Below are 18265 nucleotides of genomic sequence, written 5' to 3' on the forward strand. Positions count from 1 at the left end.
GGTGGAAGACCATACGGCCACCAGGATCGATGCACGTCCGGCGCCCGCCTTGCGGCGGTACGTCAGCTCGTATGTCGGTTTCGATCTTCGTGGGTTCCCGGCGGGGGTGCACTGCGGTCCGCCGGGTCGCGTGCTCACTGCGGTGATCAGTCTGTCCGGCCCTTTGGAGGTGGCGGCGGGCGTCGACGACGGGTCACCGGTCACCAGATTCGGCAGCGTGGCCGGCGGTCTGATGCGCCGGGCCGTCGCGATCCACCACGACGGACGCCAGGAAGGCGTGCAGGTGTCGCTGACACCGCTCGGGGCCCGGGCCGTCTACGGCATGCCCGCCGCTGATCTCGCCCACCGACTGGTCCCACTCGACGAGCTTCTCGGAGCGCTCGGCGTCGAGCTAGTCGACCGGCTCCGCGCGGCGACGACATGGGTGGCGCGGTTCGCCGTGTTGGACGAGTTGCTCCTGCGCGCCGTCGGCCGCGGCACCGGCGGCGATCGCGTGTCCCGGGTGCGCCCCGAGGTGGCCGAGGCCTGGCGCCGCCTCTTGGCCTCGCGGGGCCGCGTCCAGGTTGGGGCGGTGGCCGCGGAACTGGGCTGGAGCCGTCGGTACTTCACCGAGCGGTTTCGCGGTGAGGTGGGCCTGTCACCGAAGACCTTCGCCCGAGTTCTGCGTTTCGAGCACGCGCACGAACTGGCGACGGCGCACGAGCCGCTCCCGTGGGCCGATGTGGCGACCGTCTCCGGCTACGCCGACCAGGCCCATCTCATTCGGGACTGGCGCGAGTTCACGGGCCGATCGCCGACGGTCTGGCGCCGCGGCGAAGTCCTTCTCGGGACCGGGTAGCCGCCCATCGCGTCGGCTTCCGTTCCCTTTCCTTCAAGACCAACCGATCGCCGTCCTGTGACGATCGTCGGCATGAGACTCGTCAATCACGAACCCAACGCCATCGATCTGCGGACCACCCCCGTGCACCTCGGGCTGGGGTCGAGAGCGAAACCCGTCCAGGGCTTCGCCTGGGACCCGGAGGTGCTCCAGGCCTACAGCGCCGCGGTCGCGGCGGACGGCGCCGAGGGCCGGCTGGTGACAATCTTCGACGGCGACGGCCCCGGCGACCATTGGGAGCGCCACCCCGCCGGCGACGAACTGGTCATCTGCCTCAGGGGGTCGGTGACAGTCACCCGCGATGTGGACGGAGTGCCCGACCGGGTTGTGCTCGGGCCGGGCGAGGCCACCGTCAACCCGGCCGGGACATGGCACGCGGTCGACATGACGGGGCCGGCGTCCATCCTGACCATCACCGCCGGCCTCGGCACCGACCACCGTCCCCGGACCGAAGCCCGCCTGACCGAGCACGCCGGCACGTCCGGCCCGCGAACACCGTGACGACCCGTGTCGCGTGCCTCGGCGACAGCATCACCCGCGCGCAGCTCAGCGTCGACTACCTGGGCCTTCTCGAACGACGCCACCCTCCAGGCGACGTACGGCTCGCCCGCTTCGGCGTCAACGGCGACTTCGCCTACAACCTCTCACGCCGCCTCGATGCCGTCGTCGCGGACCCGCCCGACGTGATCACCGTGTTGATCGGGACCAACGACGCCCGGGCGAGCCTCCCCGGCTACCCCGTCGAGCGGGCCATGAAGCGCAAACAGCTCCCCGAGCGCCCGTCAGCCGGCTGGTTCCAGCAGTGCCTGGCAGCCGTCGTCGAACGGCTGCGAACGCAGACCGACGCGACGATCGGTCTGCTGTCCCTCCCGGTCCTCGGCCAACAACCCGACGGAGCTGCGGCGCAGGCATCACAGGCGTACAGCCGCATGATCGCCGAGGTCGCCACCACCAACAAAGCGACCTATCTCCCGCTCCACGAACGCCAGACCGAGGAACTACGCCAAGCGGACCCGCCGCCGATCCCCTACCAAGAGCCGACGCCCGCGGCGAGCGTCAGCGTCCTCGTCCGACGCGCCGTGCTGCGCCGCAGCCTCGACACGATATCCCGGCGCCGAGGTCTCGTGCTCACGACCGACCACATCCACCAGAACAGTCGCGGCGCCGCCCTTGTCGCCGAGGTTATCGACACCTGGCTCTCGACCCGGAGCGCGTAACCGGTTCCTGCGGCGGCCCCTTTCCTGAGTATCAGATCCCACCCCTACCGGGGCAGGCAACGACGACCGGACCACCTCGAACGCTCTCGGCCACCAAGAACCACCACCCGCCGGCTCAACGAGACCGGCGGGACCTGGAGCCGATACGCTGTTGGGGATCACACACGGTCACCGGCAGGTTGGGTTCCACGGGGAACTGGCGACAGTTGATTACGCGAGTCCGCCAGTACCAAGGCCGTATCAGTCGGCGGGGTGCGGATCGCCTATGAGCGGTGCGGGGTGGGGCGGCCGGTGGTGCTGGTACTGGGATGCCTGCAGTCGCCTGGGAACTGTGCGGCCTGCGCGGCACGCTGGCCGACACAGGCTTTGACATGGTGACCTACGCCGCGCGCGGGGTAGCGCCGACCGACACGCCACCCGCGCCGTACACGGTCGAGGCCCTGGCCGCCGACCTGGCCGGGCTGCTGGAGGCACTGGAACTGACTGCGACGACGGTGGTCGGCTACTCGCTCGGCAGTTTCACCGCCGAACTCCTCGCCCGTACCCGCCCGGATCTCGTGCGCGCGGCCGTCCTGCTGGCCGGCGCCGGGCCGCTGACCGGCGTACTGGACCCGTCCTGCAAGCAGAGGCCGAACTGATCGCGGCCACCGGACACGTGCCGCCGTCGTTCATGAAACTGCAGACCCTGCTGGCCTCTCTGCCGCCGGAGGTCCTGCGCGGGACGCAGAACAGGTGCGCACCTGGCTGGCGCTGCTCGATGCCCAGGAGTCAGTGTGGACGTCGCCGGAGGGGGCGGCCGGGCAGTCGGCGGCGGCCGACAGGTGGCTGCGCGACGAGCACCGCATGTCCGCGCTCGCGGACATACACCAGCCGGTGCTGGTCGCGGCATTCGAACACGATCTGCACTTCCCGCCCCCGGTCGGCGAAGGCAGCGGCCGAGACGCTGCCGCACGCGGAGTTCGTCGTGGTTCCGGGGGCCGCGCACGCAGGGTGCCGACTCATCCGAAGGAAACCGCCGAGACTGTCGTCGGTTTCCTCGCCCGCACTGACCGCTCACGCCCGCCCAGGATCGGCCGGCGACTGTCGCCGACCCGGTCAAGGTCGCGACGGGCGGGGTCAGGTGCGGGTTCCTTTGGCCAGCAGCGGCAGGTCGTTGGCGAAGTCCTCGACCGTGGTGCCGCTGGTGTACACCACGCGTCCCTTGCCGTCGGGGGTGAAGGCCAGGACCTGGGCGCCGTGGTCGGAGGTGACGGTGCCGTCGTGGTGCTTCTTCGGGTCCTCGACCGAGATTCCCACCCCGAGGGCGGCCTTCTTGACCTGCGGCAGGTCGCCGGACAGGCCGATGAATGTCTTGTCGAAGCCCTTGAGCCAGCTGCCGAGCTTGGCGGGGGTGTCCCGCTCGGGGTCGGTGGTGACGAACACCACCTGGGTCTTGTCGCGGACCTGCTGGGGCTGCTTCTTCAGTGCCACGGCGACGTCGCCCATCGTGGTGGGGCAGATGTCGGGGCAGTTGCTGTAGCCGAAGAACAGCAGCATGGTGCGTCCATCTGTCTGCTTGCGCAGGTCGAACTGCTTGCCCCTGGTGTCGGTGAGGACCAGGTCGGGCTTGGTGAAGGGGTCGGACAACTCGGTGCCCTTGTAGGGCGAGTTGTCCGCGGCCTGGGAGACGACCGCCTGGCCCTCGTTCTGGTGGTGGGCGGTGGAAGAGCCGCAGGCGGTCAGGGCGAGGGCCGCGGCGAGGGTGAGGGCTGCTGCGGCGGCGAGGCGGCTGCGGGACGTCGCGGGCATCAGGTGGGATCCGATCATGGTGGTCGCGTTGTGGCGGGAGGCTCATTGGGTCGGGGAGGTCAGAGGGTCTCGGCCGGTGCCGGGGGCAGCACGGCTTCGGCCAGGGCCTTGCCCCGGTCGGTCAGGTGGTACATCACCAGCCGTCCCTCGCGGCGGGACGCGGCGAGCCCGGCGGCCCGCAGCTGCCGCAGGTGGTGGGAGACGAGGTTCTGGGCCTGGCCGACGACCCAGGCCATGTCGCAGACGCACAACTCGCCGCCCTCGGCCAGGGCGGCGGCCACCTTCAGCCGGGTGGGGTCGGCCAGTGCCTTGGCCGCGGCGGCGGCCGTCTCGACAGCAGTCAGGGGCGGCATGCGGCGGCGGATATCCTCGGCCACCGGAAGATCCAGGCACAGCAGGTCGCACTGATCCCTGTTCTCCTCAGTCACATCCATGATTCCTTGCAGTTGGGGGTGTTGGCAGTTCGGGTGGTCGCCCGACGGGGAGGAACGTCAGATGCCGACGGTGAAGCCCGCCGACCAGGACTGCATCTGGCTGATCAGGTAGCTCCACACGCCGGTGACCATGAGGAGGCCCGTGGCGATCATCATGCCTCCCCCGATCCGCATGACCCACTGGTAGTGGGTCTTGACCCAGGCGAAGACGCCCAGCGCTTTGCGGAAGGCCAGGCCGGCGGCCAGGAACGGCACGCCCAGGCCCAGGCAATACGCCACGGTCAGCAGCGCACCGCGCCCGGCGCTGGCCTCGGTGAACGCCAGCGCCTGCACCGCGGCCAGGGTCGGGCCGATGCACGGCGTCCACCCCAGGCCGAACAGCACTCCCAGCATCGGCGCCCCGGCCAGGCCGACGGCGGGGCGGCGGTGCAGGCGCCACTCGCGGCGCATCCCCGGCAGCACCCCCATGAACGACAGGCCCATCAGGATCGTGAGGCCGCCCAGGACACGGATCAGGACGTCCTGGTGTTCCAGCAGCGTGTTGCCCGCATAGCCGAACGCGGCGCCGAAAGAGACGAACACGGCCGTGAACCCGGCCAGGAACAACAGCGTGCCGGCCAGGATCCGACCACGGCGTACGTGGGCGATGTCCGCGCCACTCACTCCGGTGACGTAGGAGAGATAGCCCGGCACCAGCGGCAGCACGCACGGGGAGAAGAACGACACCAATCCGGCCAGCGCGGCGATCGGGATGGCGAGCAGCACCGAGCCGGTCAGGACGGTGGACTCAAGGCCGACAGCAATCAGCATCCCTCAGCCCTCCTTCAGCACCGGGTCGATCAGGGCCCGCAGTTCCGCCTCGGACAGGGCCTTCATGGCGCGCGCGGCGATACGGCCCTTGCGGTCGATCACTACCGTGCTGGGAATGGCGGAGGGCGAGATGGTGCCCTTGAACCTCAGCAGTTGCTTGCCGATCGGATCCCACAGGCTCGGATAGGTGACGCCGAACTCCTCCTCGAAACGCCGGGCATTGTCCTTGCTGGCGTCCCGGGTGTTGATGCCCAGGAACATCACGCCCTTCTCGCGGGTGTCGTCGTAGACCTTCTGCAGGTTGGGGGCCTCGGCCCGGCAGGGGGAGCACCACGAGCCCCACACATTGATCACGACGATCTTGCCGCGGGAGTCCGCGAGGGAGACCCGCTTGCCGGTCAGGGTTTCACCGGAGATGTCCGGTGCCGCCTCGCGGCCCTTGACGGCCAGATGCGCAAGGCGCTGATCGTCGGACGGCCCGGCCGCCTGTGCGTCGTCGCCGCTGCCACCGCATCCGGAAGCGGCCAGCGCGGCCAAGGCCAGGGCCCCGGCCAGAGCGGTGCGCCGGGCTATGCGGGGGCGGACAGGAGCCGGTGGAGACTCAAGGATCATCGAGCAGGCACCTTCAAAGGGGATACGGCAGGAAGCGCGGGAAGAGTGGGAGTTAGATCAGGCTGGTCCAGTACAGCCAGAACCGCTGCGCGATCAGCGTGACGATCAGCAGGTACCAGACGGTCAGGACCACCCCGTGGTAGCCGGCCACCACACTGATCGCACCGCGCAGCCGGGCGGGAACCGGCAGCACGCGGCGGGTGAGGGTGTGCACGGTCGTGTACCAGAAGACGGGGATCATCACGGTCCACACGACCATGCAGTACGGGCACAGGGCGTCGATCCGGTACAGGCTCTGGAAGATCAGCCAGTGCACGAGGACCACGCCGAAGGTGATCCCGGCCTGCAGGCCCCACCAGAACCAGCGCGGCAGCACCGCCCCACTCAGCAGCACCACTCCGATCGCGGTGACCACCGCGAACCCGGCGATGCCCAGCAACGGGTTGGGAAACCCGAATACCTCCGCCTGCGGAGTGGTCATCACCGACCCGCAGGACAGCACCGGGTTGATGCTGCAGGAGGGGGTGTAGGAGGGATCCTTCAGGAGCGCGATCTTCTCCACGGTGAGCGTGAACGCGGCCAGCAGGCCGACCGCCCCACCCACCGCCAGCACCCAGCCGAGCAGCCGGACAGACACCGGCCCCGTCGGCTCCTCCGTGTCGGCCGTCGGCCCGTGCGCGGTGCGCGGGGCGGCCACGCTCACTTGGCCAGCTCCGCGTCGATGGCCGCCTTGAAGTCGTCGTACGAGGCGATCTGCGGCCGCTTGCCGTTGATGAAGAACGTCGGGGTGCCCTGCACACCCAGCGCCAGACCGTCCTTGCGGTCCTTCTCGACCCGCGCGGCCGTGGCCGGGGCCTTCCAGTCCTTCTCGAACTTCGTCATGTCCAGGCCCAGGTCACGGGCGAAGCCGCGGAAGGTCTTCTCGTGCGAGACCTGCTGGTCCCCCCACTCCTCCTGCGTCTCGTACATCTTCGTGTACATCGCCTCCAGCTTCCCCTGCGCGGCAGCGGCCTCCACCGCACGAGCGGCGAGCTCGGCGTTGCGGTGGCTGGGGATGGGGAAGTAGCGCATCACGAAGGTGACCCGGCCGTCGTACTCCTTACGCAGCCGCTCCACGTGCGGGAACGCGGCCCGGCACGATTCGCACTCCAGGTCCAGGAACTCCACCACGGTGACCTTGCCGTCCTTGGCGGTGGACAGCCGGTGGCTGTCCGGCCGGACCAGCACCGAGGCCGATGCGGCCTTGCCCTCTGTGCCAGTCTTGTCGGAGGCCGAGGTGGCGTCCGAGGAGCGGTTGGCCGCCAGCAGGGCCGCCACCACAGCCAGAGCGACGGCAATCAGGCCCAGGGAGATCTTCAGGTTCTTGGTCATGATCCATCCGGCGAGCAGGGGAAACGGGAAGCGATACCCGCAGCCCGGTCCCCCACGCGGCTCTGGGCTCGAGAATCGCATCAACACGCTAACGGACGTTGATATGTCGTCGGCATGCGGGCTCCCCGTTACTCACTGGTGCGGGTCATGACTGCGTATGTCGCGCTCCTGGACCGGGAGGTTCTGGCTCGAGGTGCGAAAGCACCGGGCGGTCACGGGCGGCGGGCGGTCACCAGGAACAGCGGGATGGCAAGGAACAGGCGGTCACTGCGAGCGCGGCGGGTCTGATCGGCAATCCAGGCGTCCGCCTCGGCACGAGGAATGGATCCGGCCGCGTGTGCGGCGTCGGCCAGGCCCGTAATGATCGGCAGGGCGATGGGCTCGGTGAACACACCCGTGTGCACTTCCACGGTGGCGTCCTCGAAGCCGGCGTCCAGGAGCAGGTTCCGGCAGCCGCGCGCAACCCTCGGGCTGGGCAGCAGGTCGGCGCGGGCGTGCACGATGGTGCGGGCCAGTTCCGGGTCATCGGCATCGATCACGAGGGTGTCCCAGTCCTGCCCGATCAGAGTGATGCGACCACCGGGGGCGAGCACACGGTGAGCTTCGGCCAGGGCGCCGGCGGGCTCACTGACCGAGTGGAACACCTTGTCGGCCCGGTAGCCGTCGAAGGCCCCGTCGCCGAACGGCAGCCGAGTGGCGTCGGCCTGGTGGAAGGTTCCGCCGGGCCACCGGTGCTCCGCGACCCCGACCATGTGCTCGTCGACATCGACACCAACAGCCAAGGCCCCTTGCTGCGCCATCTCACCCACCGCCCGGCCGGTGCCGCAGCCCACATCGACGACACGGACTCCTTGCCTGATGCCGAGCAGGGCGTAGGAGCGTGATCGCAGCCGGCCCGCCTCGGGCCGTTTATCGACCACGTCCAGCAGCGCGATCAAAGCCTCGGCCGAGGGAGTCTGGCTGCCTGGGGAATGAGGGGTAGACATGCCCGGAAGCCTGCGACTTAGTGTCGGGATGAAGTCAAGCGGCCCGCAGTTGACGATCGGGGCGTTGGCCGACCGGTTCGGCCTGGAGAGTCACGTGCTGAGGTACTGGGAGTCGATGGGTCTGCTCACGCCGGGTAGAGATCACGCTGGGCGCCGTAGGTACGCACAGCAGGACGTACTGCGGGTGGCGGTCATTCTGTGCGGCAAGGAAGCCGGGCTGCCGCTTGTCTCCATCGCTGCGATGCTCACCACCACCGACCCCGCGGAGCGGCAGGAGATCCTGTTAGGGCACCGGGATGCCCTACGGCACCAGATCGCACAAACTCAAGCCGCGCTGGACCTGGTCGAGTGCGCAGTCGAATGTGCACACGCAGACCTCGCCACCTGCCCCAGCTTCCGACAGCATCTCGTCGAGCGCGCCCGCCTATGACAAAGTCAAGAACGGTACAGCGTAGGTACGCCCAACAGCCTTGCCGTCGGCTTCTCATTCAGTGGAGCGGGCTCTGAGCCTGGACGACGTCCGCACGATCAACACCGCCCCCGCCCGTGCCGGCTCGGACCCGGAGCGGTGACAGTGCGGTCGTCCGTCCCACTCTGCCGCCAGGCTTGGCTACCATCTGCGGCGATGAGAAACCGGCGCACAGGCTTTCGGGGCGTGGCGAGGCGGGCCGCCTCGCTCTTCGCCCTGCGCTGTGCCGCCTTGCTCGCCGTGGTCTTGTGGGTGGTGCCGGTGTGCGCCCACGCCGCCGAGGGGCCCTTTGCGGCGGCCGGGGCGTCCATGCCGGGTATGACGGCGAGCGCCGACCCGATCGCCGGGCCGGCCCTGGGGCATTTGTGCCCGGACCCGGAGCACAGGCCCGGCGACGCGGACTGTGATCGCGTAGACAGTGTGCTCGCAAGCTCGGCTCCTTCTGCCCCGGCGCCGTCTCCCAAGGCGGTGGAGATGACCGCGGCCCTTGGGGCGCTGGGCGTTCCGCCCGCGCGCGGGGCGCCCCGCTCTCTCGTCCACGCCCCCGGCATCCATCAGCTGCAGGTCCAGCGGACCTAGGCCGGCCCCTCCGCGCGGCGACCCTCGCCGCCGTGCCTGCCGACTCGTCTGCCCCCACCACGGGCGCAGGCTGCCACCGACCGCTCGATCTGCACCGCCGTGTTCTCGAGTACGCGGCGGGGACAAGGACATGTCATGGGTTCTTCCCGAGCCAAGGAACAGCGCGCCACCCGCCGCGCCAAGATAGAGGAGATGCGTCGCGCCGAGGCCGCGCGGGAACGCCGCAACCGGATCATCACCTGGACCCTCAGCGGGATCATCGTCGCCGGCGTGGCCGGCGGCAGTTGGTACCTCGTCGAGCAGGCCAATCAGAAGGACGAGGCGAAGGAGGCCGCGGCCGCCGCCCCGGTCAAGGGTGAGAAGTCCTGGAAGGACCTGAGCCAGAACCACGTCGCCACGCCCGTCGACTACAAGATGTCCCCGGCGGTCGGCGGCGACCACAACCAGGTCTGGATGAACTGCAACGGTGACGTGTACGACAAGGAGATCGACGAGACCAACGCCGTCCACGCCCTCGAACACGGTGCGGTCTGGGTCACCTACACGGACAAGGCCGCCACCAAGGATGTAAGCGCCCTCAAGGACAAAGTGAAGAAGACCCCGTACACGCTGATGAGCCCGTACGCGGACCAGTCCTCGCCGATCACCCTGTCCGCGTGGGGCAAGCAGCTGACCGTGAAGTCCGCGTCTGACCCGCGCGTCCAGCAGTTCCTCGACAAGTACGTGCAGGGCAAGCAGACCCCCGAGCCGGGTGCCGCCTGCACGGGAGGGAAGACCGTATGAGCAGCGGCGCTGTCACCCGCCGTACCCCTGTCATCGTCCTCGCCTGCATCGTGCTGGCCGTGGCCGCCGGGCTCGCCCTGTGGTGGCGGACGGCCGAGGGCACGGCGAACGCGGCCACACCCGGTGACCGGTCCGTGGAGGCCGGGTTCTCCCGGGACATGGCGGTGCACCACCAGCAGGCCGTGGAGATGTCGTTCATCGTGCGCGACCGCACCGAAAACGAGGAGGTCCGCACGCTCGCCTACGACGTCATCAACACCCAGGCCACCCAGCGCGGCATGATGCTGGGCTGGCTGGAGACCTGGGAGCTGAACAAGACTTCCAGCCAGGCACCGATGACATGGATGGGCCACGGCTCGATGTACGAGGCCAAGGACGGCTCCCTCATGCCCGGCATGGCCACCAACACGCAGATTGACCAGCTACGCAAGGCCAACGGCAAGGACGCCGAGATTCTCTACCTGCAGCTGATGACCGCCCACCACAAGGGCGGCATCGACATGGCGCGCGGCGCGGTCAAGATGGCCGACGACGAGAAGGTCAAGCGCCTGGCCCAGAGCATGGTCAACGGCCAGCAGTCGGAGATGGACCTGATGGCCGACATGCTCGCCCAGCGGGGCGCCAAAGCATCGAGGTGACCGATTGTGCAGGGGCCGGGCCTGCTGGCCCCTGCACGCTTACCCGAAGGCCGGGCTCGGCCGTGTGCGGGCGGTCCTACTCCGTGGGAGGCACGGCGCTGGTGAGCCCCGGCTCGTTGGACCACTTCTCCTCGATCCGGCCGAATCGCCAGACGGCCACGGCGACCGCCCAGGTCAGCAGGAAGAGTCCGACGATTCCGAAGCCCACGTAGTCCAGGTTCAGGGAGGCGATCCAGACCAGGGGTCCGGACTCCAGCCCGAGCCGCTCGACGATCAGTCCGACGAGCACCAGCACTCCGATCACGAGGGCGACGGTGACGGACAGCACCGTGACGGTCAGGTTGTAGAAGACCTTACGGACGGGCTTGAGGAACGCCCACGCGTAGGCCCGCGACATCAGGACGCCGTCCGCGGTGTCGAACAGGCTCATCCCGGCGGCGAAGAGGACCGGCAGGACGAGGATGGCGTACCAGGGCAGGACGTAGGCGGCCGAACCGGCGGCGAGCACCAGGAGGGCGACCTGCGTTGCGGTGTCGAAGCCCAGCCCCATGAGGAGACCGACCGGGTAGAGGTGCCAGGCTTTGCTCACGCGCTTCATCACGCGTCCGAGGAGCCGGGCCAGGAAGCCGCGGTTGTCGAGCTGCCGCTCCAGTTCGGCCTCGTCGTACTCGCCGGTGCGCATCCGACGGAAGACCTTGGCGATGCCGACGGCCGAGACGAGGTTCATCACGCCGATGAGCACCAGGAAGGTACCGGCGACGATCGTGCCGACGAGGCCGAGGGTCTGTGCGGCCGACGAGTCCTCGTTCTGGACGACGCCGGCCACCGAGCGGACCCCGACGGCCAGCAGCAGGCTCGCGACGAAGACGACCGAGGAGTGCCCGAGGGAGAACCAGAAGCCGGCACTGACCGACGGCTTGCCCTCGCCGACGAGCTTGCGGGTGGTGTTGTCGATCGACGCGATGTGGTCCGCGTCGAACGCGTGCCGCACCCCCAGCAGATACGCCGTCAGACCCACGTTGACACCCAGGACGCCTGAGCTTCCCAACTGGTAGTCATGGGGCGCTACCGCGAAGATCAGCACACCCCACCCCACGACGTGCAGCAACAGCACGAACGCGGTCATTCCGCCGATGGACCGCCACTCCGTCGGACTGAACGTCCGGCGCAGACTGCCGCCTTCTCGTTCGGTGACAGCTGTCGGTGAAAGGCCCGAGACCATGGATGATCCTCGTTCTGAGAAGGGACGCCAGAGCGATCCGGCTACTCACCGGATCACTTCGGGCGCCGAGCTTATTGCACAACCATCGCAAATGAATATGGCAGGCAGCACTCAGTGAGGCGTGATGGCGGCGGCCTGGGTGCAGAGGCTTGCAGAGGGCGAAGGTCCTGACACGGCGGCCGCTCTTCCCGGAGAGGCCGCCGCGTTCGCCGAAGGTCCCGGTTCGCGCCCTTACCAGCCGACCTTCTCGCAACCGGCGTGGTCGGCCGGTTCGACCTGCAAGGTCGCGTGGGCGACTCCGTGACGGTCCCGCAGCAGATCGCGGGCCTGGTCCAAAACGGCATGACCGTCGGCGCGGTCAGCGGTGACCAGGTGGGCCGTGGCCACGTTCATGCCCGAGGTCAGCGTCCACAGGTGCAGGTCGTGGACGTCCTTCACGCCGTCGACCGATGCCAGGTCGTCGGCCACGGCGGCGGGGTCCATGCCGGCCGGTGCGTGCTGTCCGAGCACCGCGAGGACCTCACGGCCCAGTGCGATGGCGCGCACGGCGACGAAGGCGCCGATGGCGAGGGCGACCAGCGTGTCCCACAGCGGCTGTCCGGTCGCGGCGACCAGCCAGCCGGCGAGGACCACTCCGACCGATCCCGCGGTGTCGGCCACGACTTCCAGGTAGGCGCCCTTGACGTTGAGGCTCTCGGACGCGCCCGAGCGCAGCAGGAACAACGCGGCCAGGTTCACAACCAGGCCGATCGCACCGACCACGAGCATCGGTCCGGAGGAGACTTCGGCTGAAGCGCCGATCCGGCCGATGGCTTCAGTGACCACGTAGACCGAGACGCCGAGCATGAGCGTCACCGACAGCAGGGAGGCGAACACCTCCGCCCGGTAGGAGCCGTAGGTACGGCGGCCGGTGGTGTCGGGCCGGGTGGCGATACGCGTCGCCAGAAGCGCCGCGCCCAGTGCCACCACGTCGGCTGCCATGTGCCCGGCGTCCGACAGCAGGGCCAGCGAGCCCGACAGCAGGCCGTAGGCGAGTTCGACCACGAAGAAGGAGGCGATCAGGACGAACGAAGCGGCGAGCCGCCAGCGGTACCGCCCCGCAGCGTGACCGCCCACCCCATGACTGTGACCACTGCTGTGGTTGTGACCGCCCATGACCGCATGCCCTCCCCGTGCTCCCAATGTCCGTCCAGGGCAGGAAAACACATGGCGGACCAAACCGGCAAAGGCTGCATTGGAGACCGTTGTCATGTCCGTTAACATGCCGCTGACCTGCGGAAATACTGCGGGCACCCGGAGCGGCGGGAGAGAGGTGTCATGAGGGCCACCCGGCGGTGAACCCGTCGCCGGAAGGTGAGTACGCTGCCAGAGCGGTACGGACCGACACAGCGCGAGCCGTCCGCCCCCCACCCCGCCGAACCGAAAGCCGCGAGCCATGCGACCGCCCTACCCGCCGCCGCCATCCGCCTCCCCGGCGTCCGGCGTGCTGCGCGGCACCCGGGCGGCTGTGCTGGCGGTGTTGTGCGTGCTGCTGCCGCTGGCCGGGCACGTGCTGGCGCGGGGGCACGCTCCGCGATGGTTGATTGTGGCTGCGCTGGCCGCCGTGGCAGTGCCCAGCGCAGCCGTCCTGACTCGGCGGCGACTCACCGACACGCAGCTCCTCGTCGTCCTCACCGCCGCGCAGCTCGCCTACCACGCCGCCTACTCGTTGCCCGGAGCCTGCGTCGCGGTGACGGCTCAGGGCGGTGTTTCCGGTCCGTGGCTGGAGCACGATGCGGTCTCCGGTCCGCCGTCGGGCGTGCTGCTCGCCGGGCACCTGGTGACGCTGGTGCTCGTGGCCGGGCTGCTGGGTGTCACGGAGCGACTGCTGTGGCGGGGCCGGCCGCTGGTGGCGGCCGTATGCCGTCTGCTGGTGTTCGTCTGGCCGCTACTCGGCCGGGCGCATGGCACGGGCCCGCAGGTCACCCTCTGCCGAAGCAGCTCCCCGCTGAAGTCGGCCGTGCTGGCGCGGCTCAACAAGGGCCGGGCACCGCCGCGTCATGCGCGTGACCCCCTCGCCTCCTTCCGGCCGATGCCGATCGGTGGTCCCTGCCTGCCCTGACGGGTGCGACGAGAGGACCGCGCGGCGGGCCGGCCCCTCCCGTCCCGGCGGCCTGCCGCCGGGGACACAGAAAGTCCCACGCCATGCACGTCATCGACCGGCGTGCCGCCCGCACGGCGGCACGCACTCTCGTCGTCCCCGCCGCCCTGGCTGTTCTGGCGGCCACAGCCCCGCAGGCCGCAGCCCACACCGAACTCGAAACCAGCAGTCCAGGCGCCGACGCCGAGGTCTCCGGACTGCCGCACCGCGTGACGCTGACCTTCAGCGACGCGATGACACAGAAATACGCCAAGGTCGCCGTCACCGCCCCGGACGGCGAGCCGGCCGCCGCGGGTGATCCGCAGGTCGCGGGCAAGACCGTCACGCTCGCCCTCAAGTCCGGTACCGGGGCGGGCCGCTTCACAGTGGGGTACCGGGTAGTGTCCGCCGACGGCCATCCCGTGTCCGGCTCGTACTCCTTCACCCTCAAGGAGGCGAGCGGCCCCAGCCCCTCGGCCAGGGCGAAGGACCCGTCGGCCGCGGCGAAGGCGGAAGCCTCCGATTCTCCGGCCTCTGCGGAGCCCGCGGCGGACCAGGCAGCCTCCGAATCGTTCAAGGCGACGGGCTCCGTCCTGGCCGGTGCCGGCGCTCTGGTCGCCATAGGGGCCGCTGCAGGCGCTTACCTGGCACGGCGGAGGAGGGCTCGTCATGGCGACTGAGGCCAAGGTTCGCCGGGTGGGGCGGCTGCCACGGTTGCCCGTTGTCCTGGCCGCCGCGGTGGGTGCTTCGGTGGCCGTCGCGCTGGCCGCGGTGTGGGCGGGCGGCGGAGCGACGGTCGAGGTCCCGGGGATCGAGGACGCCGGGGCGGTGACCACCTGGGGGCTGCCTGTTGCGCGGACCCTCGTGGATGCTGCCGCCGTGGCCGCCGTGGGGGCGCTGCTGCTGGTGGTGGTCCTGTTGCCGGGCGGCAGGAAACTCACCGCGACGCAACTGCGCTACCTGAACTGGGCCGCGGTCGCGGCGGCGCTGTGGACCGTCGCATCGGCCGGGCTCCTGATCTTCACCCTCTCCGACCTTTTCGCCCAGCCGGTCGGGGAGATCGTGTCACCCGCTGTCGTGGCGGACTTCGTCATCACGGACGTACAGGGCCGCTCGTATGCCCTCATGACGGCCGCCGGAGGCGTGATCGCGACGCTCTGTGTGGGCATCGGCACGGCGCGCCTGGCGCGCGTGGCGCTCGTCTTCGCGCTCGCCGGGCTGCTGCCGCCCGCGTTCAGCGGGCACTCAGCGGCATCGGGCAATCACGACGCGGCGGTCATCAGCCTCGCCCTTCACCTGGTCGGCGTCGCGGTGTGGGTCGGCGGGCTGGTCTTCCTGCTGGTGGTCGCCGCGCGCCGCGAAGAGCAGGCGGCGGACGCGGCGCGGCGTTTCAGTCCGCTGGCCGCCTGGTCCCTGACCGCCGTCGCGGTCAGCGGTCTCGTCAACGCCGCGGTCCGGCTCCCGTCTCTCGCTGATGTGTTCACCAGCCGGTACGGGCTGATGGTCATCGGCAAGGCGGTGGCCCTCGCCGCACTGGGCGCGATCGGCTGGTGGCATCGCCGGCGCACCCTACCCGCGCTCATGGAGGGGAGGCGGCGGGCTTTCGTCCGGCTGGCTGCCGGTGAACTGGTGCTCATGGCGACGGCGATGGGACTCGCGGTGGGCCTGTCCCGCACCCCGGCGCCCGGCGCCGGCGATGCCTCGCTGTCGACCACCGAGGAACTGCTCGGCTTCCCCATGCCGCCGCCGCTCGGCGACTTCCCGTGGACCCCGCTGTTCACCCAGTGGCACTTCGACCCGCTGTTCGCCTTCGGCACGGCGGCGGCCGGCCTGCTGTACCTGGCCGGGGTGCGCAAGTTGCGGATCCGGGGCGACAAGTGGCCCGTCGGGCGCACGATTTCGTGGTTCCTGGGCCTTGCCGTGACCGTGCTGGCGACCATGAGTGGGCTCGCCGTCTACGGCAAGGTGCTGTTCAGCGTGCACATGGGCCAGCACATGATCCTCGCCATGACGGTGCCGATCCTGCTCGTGCTGGGCGCGCCCGCCACGCTGGCCCTGCGCGCCCTGCCCGCCGCGCCCAAGGGCGAGCCGGACGGGCCGCGCGAAATGCTGATGAAGCTCCTGCACAGCCGTTACGTCAAGCTGATCTCGCATCCGGCGGTGGCGAGCATCCTCTTCATCGGCAGCGCCTTCGCCGTGTACTACACCTCGCTGTTCGAGACCCTGATGCGCAGCCACCTCGGCCACATGGTCATGCTGGTACATTTCCTCGCCGCCGGGCTGCTGTTCTTCTGGGTCGTCATCGGCATCGACCCCGGCCCCCGACGGCCGCCCCACCTGGGCCGGTTGTTCGTACTGATCCTGACGATGCCGTTCCACTCCTGGTTCAGCATCTCCCTGATGAGCTCGACGGAGCTGATCGGCGAGGGCTGGTGGTCGGCGCTCGACCGGCCGTGGGTCGAGTACCCGATGGACGACCAGTACGACGCCGGAGCCATCGCCTGGGCCACCGGCGACATCCCCGTCCTGATCACCACGATCATCCTGGCGATCCAGTGGATCCGCTCGGACCGGCGCGAGGCCCGACGCGTCGACCGGCAGATCGACCGCGGCGACGCGGGCGACCCACTCGCCGCCTACAACGCCTACCTGGCGAGCCTGCGAGCCCGCGACCGGCGTCCCGCCAACTCCCGCACCAACGAGGAATCGTGAGAAGGCTGTACAAGCACCTGATCGTCACCGCCCTTCTGGCGGCCGGTTCTGCTGCCGCGTTCGGGTCCTCCCTCCTGTTCGCCCCCGACGATCGGGGCGGCGGCCTGAATGTGCAGCCGGCCGCCGAGGCACTGCCCGTACGGGAGTCCAGCCACCGCCTGACCGAGCCCGAGAGCGACCGGGTCACCTTCGTCGCCCGCTACTTCCCCGTGGCAGGCCACCGCAACGGCGAACTCGCCGCCCGCACCGCCGAAGCCGCCGCCCGACAGGGCAGGTTCGAGGAGATGTACGACAAGCTCTTCATCACCCAGAAGGAATGGGGCGAACGCAAGACCGGAAGGAATCCGCCTTCTGCGGCTATGCGAAGCAACTCGGCCTGGGCATGAAGAAGTTCGACACCGCGCTCGCGGATCCGGAGGTGCCCGGGCACGTTCAGGACAACCGACGCGACGGCCTCGGCCTGGGAGTCCAGGGCACCCCGACCTTCTTCTTCGACGGGAAGATGGTCGCTACTCCCGGCTCCTACGAGGCGTTCAAGACCCTCATCGACGATGAGGCTGTCCGACTGATGCGAGGGAACACCGGAGTTCATGCAATACCTCATTGATCAGGCCAGGGTCTTCCCCGCCCGCGCAGCGGCCCACGGCCTCGACCTCGGCGGCCGCACGCATGGCCGCAGACCACGAGCGCTGTTCGTCTCCTGCTCGGACGCCCGGATCGTGCCCGCCCTGCTCACCGGCAGCCGCCCCGGCGATCTCTTCGAGCTGCGTACGTACGGCGGGCTGATCCCCCGCTTCCATCCCCAGAAGCCGACGGGTGAGTCCCGCACGATCGACCATGCGGTCCGCGATCTCGACGTCACGGACATCATCGTGTGCGGGCACTCCCACTGCGAGATCACGGACGCAGCCCTGGACGAGGGCGACCCGTCCGTACAGACGAGCGCCGGCCAGTGGCACATCGTCAGCCAACTCGACGTACTCAGCGGCTACCCGTGCGTCACACCGAGGCTGGCCGACCGCTCGCTGCGTCTGCATGCCTGGTTCTACGAGGTGGACACCGGCGCCACCCTCCAATACCAGCCGCGCGCCAGCGCATTCCTCCCCCTGTGACGGCCGCCCTGAACAGCCCCGCCACCCCCGACGTATACGACAAGGTGAACGCAGTGGCCACGAACAAGGCACTCGCCTACGACGAACGCCTGACGGCGCCCAAAGCCTGGTGGGCCATCGCCGTTGCCTTCGGCATCTCCATGGCCCTGGTCTTCATGCCCTACGGCCTGATCCCCGCGCTCATCGCGATGGTTGCCGGCACTTGCCTGGCCGGAAGCTACGTCAGCTCTCAGGGCTCGATGCGCATCCGCATCACTACCGATCTCCTGGTCGTCGGCGACGCCCGCATCCCGTTGAAGGCGCTTGGCGAGGCGCAGGCGCTTCAGGGCGAGGAGGCCAGGGCTTGGCGCACGCACAAAGCGGACCTGCGTGCCTTCATGATGCTTCGCAGCTACATCACCACCGCGGTCCGCGTCGAGGTCATCGACCCCGACGACCCCACTCCGTACCTTTACCTGTCCACCCGCACGCCCGACCGGCTGGCCGAGGCGATCCGCCAAGCGGTCTGAGGGGCGCGTGCCGGGGAGGATGATGGG

At 69.6% G+C, this 18265-nt stretch carries 23 protein-coding genes; 14 read left to right on the forward strand and 9 right to left on the reverse strand.

The features are described 5' to 3' along the window. Nucleotide 1: 1 nt before the first annotated feature. The 4 genes from ABZ386_RS38115 to ABZ386_RS38130 all read left to right on the forward strand — a co-directional run bounded on the left by ABZ386_RS38115 (nucleotide 2) and on the right by ABZ386_RS38130 (nucleotide 2732). The gene (locus ABZ386_RS38115) at nucleotides 2–838 is read left to right on the forward strand and encodes a helix-turn-helix domain-containing protein (protein WP_355717369.1); all 837 of its coding nucleotides are present in this window, start codon (nucleotides 2–4) and stop codon (nucleotides 836–838) included. Nucleotides 839–910: 72 nt separating this feature from the next. Then, nucleotides 911–1378 carry a cupin domain-containing protein gene (locus ABZ386_RS38120; protein WP_355717372.1) on the forward strand — a complete coding sequence of 156 codons (468 nt, stop codon included), beginning with the start codon at nucleotides 911–913 and terminating at the stop codon, nucleotides 1376–1378. Further along, the gene (locus ABZ386_RS38125; RefSeq protein WP_355717375.1) at nucleotides 1375–2094 is read left to right on the forward strand and encodes a GDSL-type esterase/lipase family protein; all 720 of its coding nucleotides are present in this window, start codon (nucleotides 1375–1377) and stop codon (nucleotides 2092–2094) included. The genes ABZ386_RS38120 and ABZ386_RS38125 overlap by 4 nt, the downstream gene beginning before the upstream one ends. A gap of 308 nt (nucleotides 2095–2402) precedes the next feature. Continuing rightward, complete coding sequence (locus ABZ386_RS38130) at nucleotides 2403–2732, forward strand: alpha/beta fold hydrolase (protein ID WP_355717378.1); 330 nt, start codon at nucleotides 2403–2405, stop codon at nucleotides 2730–2732. Nucleotides 2733–3210: 478 nt separating this feature from the next. On the opposite strand, the gene ABZ386_RS38135 is transcribed toward ABZ386_RS38130, so the two are convergent. From ABZ386_RS38135 to ABZ386_RS38165, 7 genes are all read right to left on the reverse strand, one after another. Next, entirely contained in the window at nucleotides 3211–3900 is a 690-nt protein-coding gene (locus ABZ386_RS38135; RefSeq protein ID WP_355717381.1) for an SCO family protein, read from the reverse strand. A gap of 41 nt (nucleotides 3901–3941) precedes the next feature. Continuing rightward, nucleotides 3942–4316 carry a metalloregulator ArsR/SmtB family transcription factor gene (locus ABZ386_RS38140; protein WP_355717384.1) on the reverse strand — a complete coding sequence of 125 codons (375 nt, stop codon included), beginning with the start codon at nucleotides 4314–4316 and terminating at the stop codon, nucleotides 3942–3944. A 57-nt stretch (nucleotides 4317–4373) separates the two neighbouring features. Next, a complete protein-coding gene (locus tag ABZ386_RS38145; protein ID WP_355717387.1) occupies nucleotides 4374–5126 on the reverse strand; it encodes a cytochrome c biogenesis protein CcdA in 753 nt (250 codons plus the stop codon). Between the two features lie 3 nt (nucleotides 5127–5129). Next, a complete protein-coding gene (locus ABZ386_RS38150) occupies nucleotides 5130–5738 on the reverse strand; it encodes a TlpA disulfide reductase family protein (RefSeq protein WP_355717390.1) in 609 nt (202 codons plus the stop codon). Nucleotides 5739–5790: 52 nt separating this feature from the next. Beyond that, entirely contained in the window at nucleotides 5791–6441 is a 651-nt protein-coding gene (locus ABZ386_RS38155) for a vitamin K epoxide reductase family protein (RefSeq protein WP_355717393.1), read from the reverse strand. Next, entirely contained in the window at nucleotides 6438–7109 is a 672-nt protein-coding gene (locus tag ABZ386_RS38160; protein WP_355717396.1) for a thioredoxin domain-containing protein, read from the reverse strand. Before ABZ386_RS38160 ends, ABZ386_RS38155 begins: the two co-directional genes overlap by 4 nt. Nucleotides 7110–7321: 212 nt before the next feature. After that, a complete protein-coding gene (locus tag ABZ386_RS38165) occupies nucleotides 7322–8095 on the reverse strand; it encodes a methyltransferase domain-containing protein (RefSeq protein ID WP_356505842.1) in 774 nt (257 codons plus the stop codon). A gap of 28 nt (nucleotides 8096–8123) precedes the next feature. Here ABZ386_RS38165 and ABZ386_RS38170 point away from each other — a divergent pair, with 28 nt between their 5' ends. The 3 genes from ABZ386_RS38170 to ABZ386_RS38180 all read left to right on the forward strand — a co-directional run bounded on the left by ABZ386_RS38170 (nucleotide 8124) and on the right by ABZ386_RS38180 (nucleotide 10564). Beyond that, nucleotides 8124–8525: a MerR family transcriptional regulator gene (locus ABZ386_RS38170; protein ID WP_355717435.1), complete on the forward strand. Its 402-nt coding sequence runs from the start codon at nucleotides 8124–8126 to the stop codon at nucleotides 8523–8525. A gap of 753 nt (nucleotides 8526–9278) precedes the next feature. Further along, entirely contained in the window at nucleotides 9279–9926 is a 648-nt protein-coding gene (locus ABZ386_RS38175) for a DUF3105 domain-containing protein (protein ID WP_355717402.1), read from the forward strand. Beyond that, a complete protein-coding gene (locus ABZ386_RS38180; RefSeq protein WP_355717405.1) occupies nucleotides 9923–10564 on the forward strand; it encodes a DUF305 domain-containing protein in 642 nt (213 codons plus the stop codon). The genes ABZ386_RS38175 and ABZ386_RS38180 overlap by 4 nt, the downstream gene beginning before the upstream one ends. 76 nt (nucleotides 10565–10640) lie before the next feature. Here the strand turns inward: ABZ386_RS38180 and ABZ386_RS38185 are convergent, their stop codons facing one another. Continuing rightward, the gene (locus tag ABZ386_RS38185; RefSeq protein WP_355717408.1) at nucleotides 10641–11690 is read right to left on the reverse strand and encodes a HoxN/HupN/NixA family nickel/cobalt transporter; all 1050 of its coding nucleotides are present in this window, start codon (nucleotides 11688–11690) and stop codon (nucleotides 10641–10643) included. Between the two features lie 327 nt (nucleotides 11691–12017). Then, the gene (locus ABZ386_RS38190) at nucleotides 12018–12902 is read right to left on the reverse strand and encodes a cation diffusion facilitator family transporter (RefSeq protein WP_355717411.1); all 885 of its coding nucleotides are present in this window, start codon (nucleotides 12900–12902) and stop codon (nucleotides 12018–12020) included. A gap of 319 nt (nucleotides 12903–13221) precedes the next feature. Between ABZ386_RS38190 and ABZ386_RS38195 the strand changes: the two genes are divergently transcribed. The 7 genes from ABZ386_RS38195 (at nucleotide 13222) to ABZ386_RS38225 (ending at nucleotide 18238) form a co-directional block, all read left to right on the forward strand. Beyond that, complete coding sequence (locus ABZ386_RS38195; protein ID WP_355717414.1) at nucleotides 13222–13887, forward strand: hypothetical protein; 666 nt, start codon at nucleotides 13222–13224, stop codon at nucleotides 13885–13887. An 83-nt stretch (nucleotides 13888–13970) separates the two neighbouring features. After that, nucleotides 13971–14585: a copper resistance CopC family protein gene (locus ABZ386_RS38200; RefSeq protein ID WP_355717417.1), complete on the forward strand. Its 615-nt coding sequence runs from the start codon at nucleotides 13971–13973 to the stop codon at nucleotides 14583–14585. After that, nucleotides 14575–16617: a cytochrome c oxidase assembly protein gene (locus tag ABZ386_RS38205; protein ID WP_355717420.1), complete on the forward strand. Its 2043-nt coding sequence runs from the start codon at nucleotides 14575–14577 to the stop codon at nucleotides 16615–16617. Before ABZ386_RS38200 ends, ABZ386_RS38205 begins: the two co-directional genes overlap by 11 nt. Then, nucleotides 16614–17003 (forward strand): hypothetical protein, encoded by a 390-nt coding sequence (locus ABZ386_RS38210; protein ID WP_355717423.1) that lies wholly within the window; start codon nucleotides 16614–16616, stop codon nucleotides 17001–17003. The genes ABZ386_RS38205 and ABZ386_RS38210 overlap by 4 nt, the downstream gene beginning before the upstream one ends. Next, nucleotides 16934–17224, forward strand: a complete 291-nt coding sequence (locus tag ABZ386_RS38215; protein WP_355717426.1) for a DsbA family protein — start codon at nucleotides 16934–16936, stop codon at nucleotides 17222–17224. The genes ABZ386_RS38210 and ABZ386_RS38215 overlap by 70 nt, the downstream gene beginning before the upstream one ends. Continuing rightward, nucleotides 17208–17729, forward strand: a complete 522-nt coding sequence (locus ABZ386_RS38220) for a carbonic anhydrase (RefSeq protein ID WP_355717429.1) — start codon at nucleotides 17208–17210, stop codon at nucleotides 17727–17729. The genes ABZ386_RS38215 and ABZ386_RS38220 overlap by 17 nt, the downstream gene beginning before the upstream one ends. A gap of 53 nt (nucleotides 17730–17782) precedes the next feature. Beyond that, a complete protein-coding gene (locus tag ABZ386_RS38225) occupies nucleotides 17783–18238 on the forward strand; it encodes a DUF3093 domain-containing protein (protein ID WP_355717432.1) in 456 nt (151 codons plus the stop codon). The last annotated feature ends 27 nt before the right edge of the window (nucleotides 18239–18265 follow it).

Origin of the sequence: Streptomyces sp. NPDC006140 (assembly GCF_040628815.1) — a bacterium.
GTDB lineage: Bacteria > Actinomycetota > Actinomycetes > Streptomycetales > Streptomycetaceae > Streptomyces.